This is a genomic window from Paenibacillus sp. P4_E11, assembly GCF_056401635.1.
Map to the genome: position 1 here is coordinate 1 of NZ_JBFUIX010000285.1, position 3,053 is coordinate 3,053.

The window sequence follows — 3,053 nt, forward strand, 5'->3', positions numbered from 1 at the left end:
TCTTCAATGTGTTCGTAGTAAGGGAACATCTTCCGCACTTCGGGATCGCGCCAAGTCGACAATCTTGTCCCATTGCCGCCGCACATGGAAGTTTGCTTATCCATAACAGCACTGGCCGTTTCCTTTAAGAATTCGTAAGCCTTGTCCTTCTGCTTGCTTCCAGCAGGTATGCCGAGCACCCAGTATATGTTCAACGACATGTGCTGACCGATTGAAGCATCCCCGCGCGGGATCAGCCCGGTCCCCACACGTCCGGCAATTTTGGAAGTTCCGGGCATCTCAGCAACCGCTGCGAAGCCGCACCAATTCCACATCATAGCTGCACGCCCTTGCGCGAAGTAGTCTCCGCTCTTTACGCTATCCAGCTCAAGTACTTCTCTAGGCACAACTTGGTGCTTATGTAATAAATCCACGAGATATTGCAGCGCCTCTTCCCCGATAGCATCRGCAAATGCAGGCTTGCCATCGTTACTCAGCAGCTCGCCGCCTCGGCTCCACAAGTGGATGAGGAAGTCATATACATTGTTGTGACCATCTGGATACCATGCTGTGAGCGCGCCGTGCAGCTCTTGCTCCGGTCGATTGAAGAATGTCGCGACATCGAGAAATTGTGACCATGTTCGAGGTATGGCAAGGGGGTAGCCGTGCGATTGCTTGAATGCCTTCTGTTCTTCCGGATCCTCGAACAGATCCTTTCGATAGATGAACATCTCAGGTCCGTCATGATAGGCGATCCCATATATTCGGCCGTCCGATCCCCTCTGCAAGGCCTGCATACTGGGTGACCATGCATCCGGCCAGCCTTCAGGCGGGTCTTGCTGCAGGTAATCATCGAGCGGTTCCAGCAACCCATCCCGAATCGCTTCTGGAAGCCAGTCCGTCACGCAGAGAAATAGATCGTATTCGCTCCCCTTTGCCTCTTGTTCCGCAATCATTCGCTCATACAGACGATGGATCTCTACGAATTCGCGTTCCACACTCCATTCTGGATGCAAGCTCGAATAATGCTCCGCTTGGACACGGAATGAGTTGGAGAACCCCTCGAACTCTCGTGAAATGAGCTTCAACTGTCTACGTTCCATTCCGAATAACCTCCTCGTAGGCTAATCTCCCTTTTTCTTCACCATCAATAGATGCTCGCAGACCAGCACGACCTCCCCATGCTGATTRCGCACTTCGAGCAGCTCGGTGACAAACCCATATTCGATTCGCTTCGGATGATCGCGTTTATCCTTCAAGGTCACGGTTACTGCAATCGTATCCCCGATAAACACCGGCTTAATAAACCGCAACCGATCGTAGCCATAAGAGAAGCTTTCTGGATTGATCTCCCCGGCTGTCATTCCCACTCCCACACTAAAGATTAGCGTACCGTGCGCGATGCGTTGACCGAAATCCTGAGTCTTGCACCATTCGGCGTCCATGTGATGCGGGTAGAAATCCCCGGTCTGGCCTGCATGCATGACGATATCGGTCTCTGTTATGGTCCTGCCTAATGTCGAGCGTACCGTTCCAATCTCGTACTCTTCATAGTAGATCGAGCGTATCATGACTGTGCTGCCACCTCCCGTTTGACCTGTTCGTTGTGTTCTCCGATTCGTGGAGATCCTACTGTGGACAGCAACAGTTCGCCATTGATCCGAATCGGACAACGCGTCGTTCGGAACGAAGCTCCGCTCCCGCGTACGACCTCCTGCACCATCCCGAGCTGCTTGAACGCATCATGCTTCAGCAATTGCTCCCAAGTCAATACGTCGGAACACCAGTAATCGGCCGGTTCAAGCAAGGAGCACCAGTGGGCAGTTGACTGCTCCTTCAGGTGATCGCGTAAGGTGGCCTTAATCTGATCGCGTGCTGTGAACCAGCTTGTAGGGTCGTTGTATGCTGCAAGAGCCGAACATCCAAGCAACTTGCCTAGTTCCGTAACCGAGCCCATCGCGAGAGCCAAGTAGCCATCGGCCGTGGCGTAAATGCCATAAGGTGCCCCTAAATATGCATGCGCGTTATTCACCGTACTGCGCTGTGGCAACTGTCCGCCATCATTCAAGTGCGTCGTCAACACCTCGAACTGGAAGTCGAGCACCGACTCCAGCAGACTAACCTCGACGAACCCGCCTTCCCCTGTAATGCCACGGCGAACGAGGCAGGCGAGTATACCTTGAACAAGGTGAGAGCCCGCCATCATATCCGCTACTGCGAGACCGAATGGAACTGGAGGTTGCCCCGCATCGCCATTCAGCCATGCTAGCCCGGATAAAGACTGTACGAGCAAATCTTGTCCAGGCTTGCTCTTCCATGGCCCAGTGCGTCCATATCCGGTCACTTCGCCATACACAATTCGAGGGTTCAGCTTCTTGACTGACTCGAAGTCCAGGCCAATATTTTCCATGACGCCAGGTCGGAAGTTCTGAATCATAACATCGGCCTTGGCGATTAGGGAACGTACAAAGGCTAGATCCTCGGGGTCTTTCAAGTTAGCGGACACGCTTTCTTTATTGCGATTAATCGAATGGAACAGCGTGCTGTCCCCTTCTAGCGCAAGGTTGGAAATATACAGTCTGCGACAAAGATCGCCTCCATCCGGTCGTTCAATCTTGATCACTCTAGCTCCGAGGTCAGCTAACCGCAATGCCGCGGATGGCCCTGATAGAAATTGACTGAAGTCCAGCACGAGTAGGCCATGCAACGGTAAAGACGTATTCGTACTCATGTTCTAACACCGCCTAGACGTTTGGAATCGCGATATAGCTCATCCATCCGGTCTAGCGCTCCCGCTGCATTCCTGCCGTCCATCATATACTGCTGTACATGTGCTCCAGCGTGGTCCTGGAAATGCAAATAACCGTTGTAGCGCGGACGAACGTAAGCGCGATCCAATACAGGGAGAGTGTTAATAAAGTAATCTCGGGTCCTCCCGTTCATCTCCTCATCGACCCATGCCATCCGATGACCGGGTTGTCCGCCTGACTCCGTATACAAGGTTCGCTGTGTCAGAGGAGCAGCTGCGAAGGAAGCGTATTCGAGCGCCGCTTGCAGATTGCTGGTGCTAGAGG

3 protein-coding genes and 1 pseudogene are annotated in these 3,053 nt (G+C 53.0%); all 4 read right to left on the minus strand.

Features of this window, described 5'->3' with window-relative positions; translation table 11 throughout:
- On the minus strand, positions 1-1,082 hold a 1,082-nt coding region (locus AC1DWB_RS32875; protein ID WP_477545300.1), incomplete at its 3' end, for an ABC transporter substrate-binding protein.
- A 21-nt stretch (positions 1,083-1,103) separates the two neighbouring features.
- Positions 1,104-1,550 (minus strand): MaoC family dehydratase, encoded by a 447-nt coding sequence (locus AC1DWB_RS32880; RefSeq protein WP_477545301.1) that lies wholly within the window; start codon positions 1,548-1,550, stop codon positions 1,104-1,106.
- Positions 1,547-2,710 (minus strand): CaiB/BaiF CoA transferase family protein, encoded by a 1,164-nt coding sequence (locus AC1DWB_RS32885; protein ID WP_477545302.1) that lies wholly within the window; start codon positions 2,708-2,710, stop codon positions 1,547-1,549. Before AC1DWB_RS32885 ends, AC1DWB_RS32880 begins: the two co-directional genes overlap by 4 nt.
- Positions 2,707-3,053, minus strand: a pseudogene (locus AC1DWB_RS32890) (hypothetical protein); the annotation flags it as partial. The gene AC1DWB_RS32885 and the pseudogene AC1DWB_RS32890, both read right to left, overlap by 4 nt.

Bases quoted from the DNA above. Each gene is read 5' to 3' on its own strand.
- AC1DWB_RS32885 (WP_477545302.1), bottom strand. From the start codon at position 2,710: ATGAGTACGAATACGTCTTTACCGTTGCATGGCCTACTCGTGCTGGAC.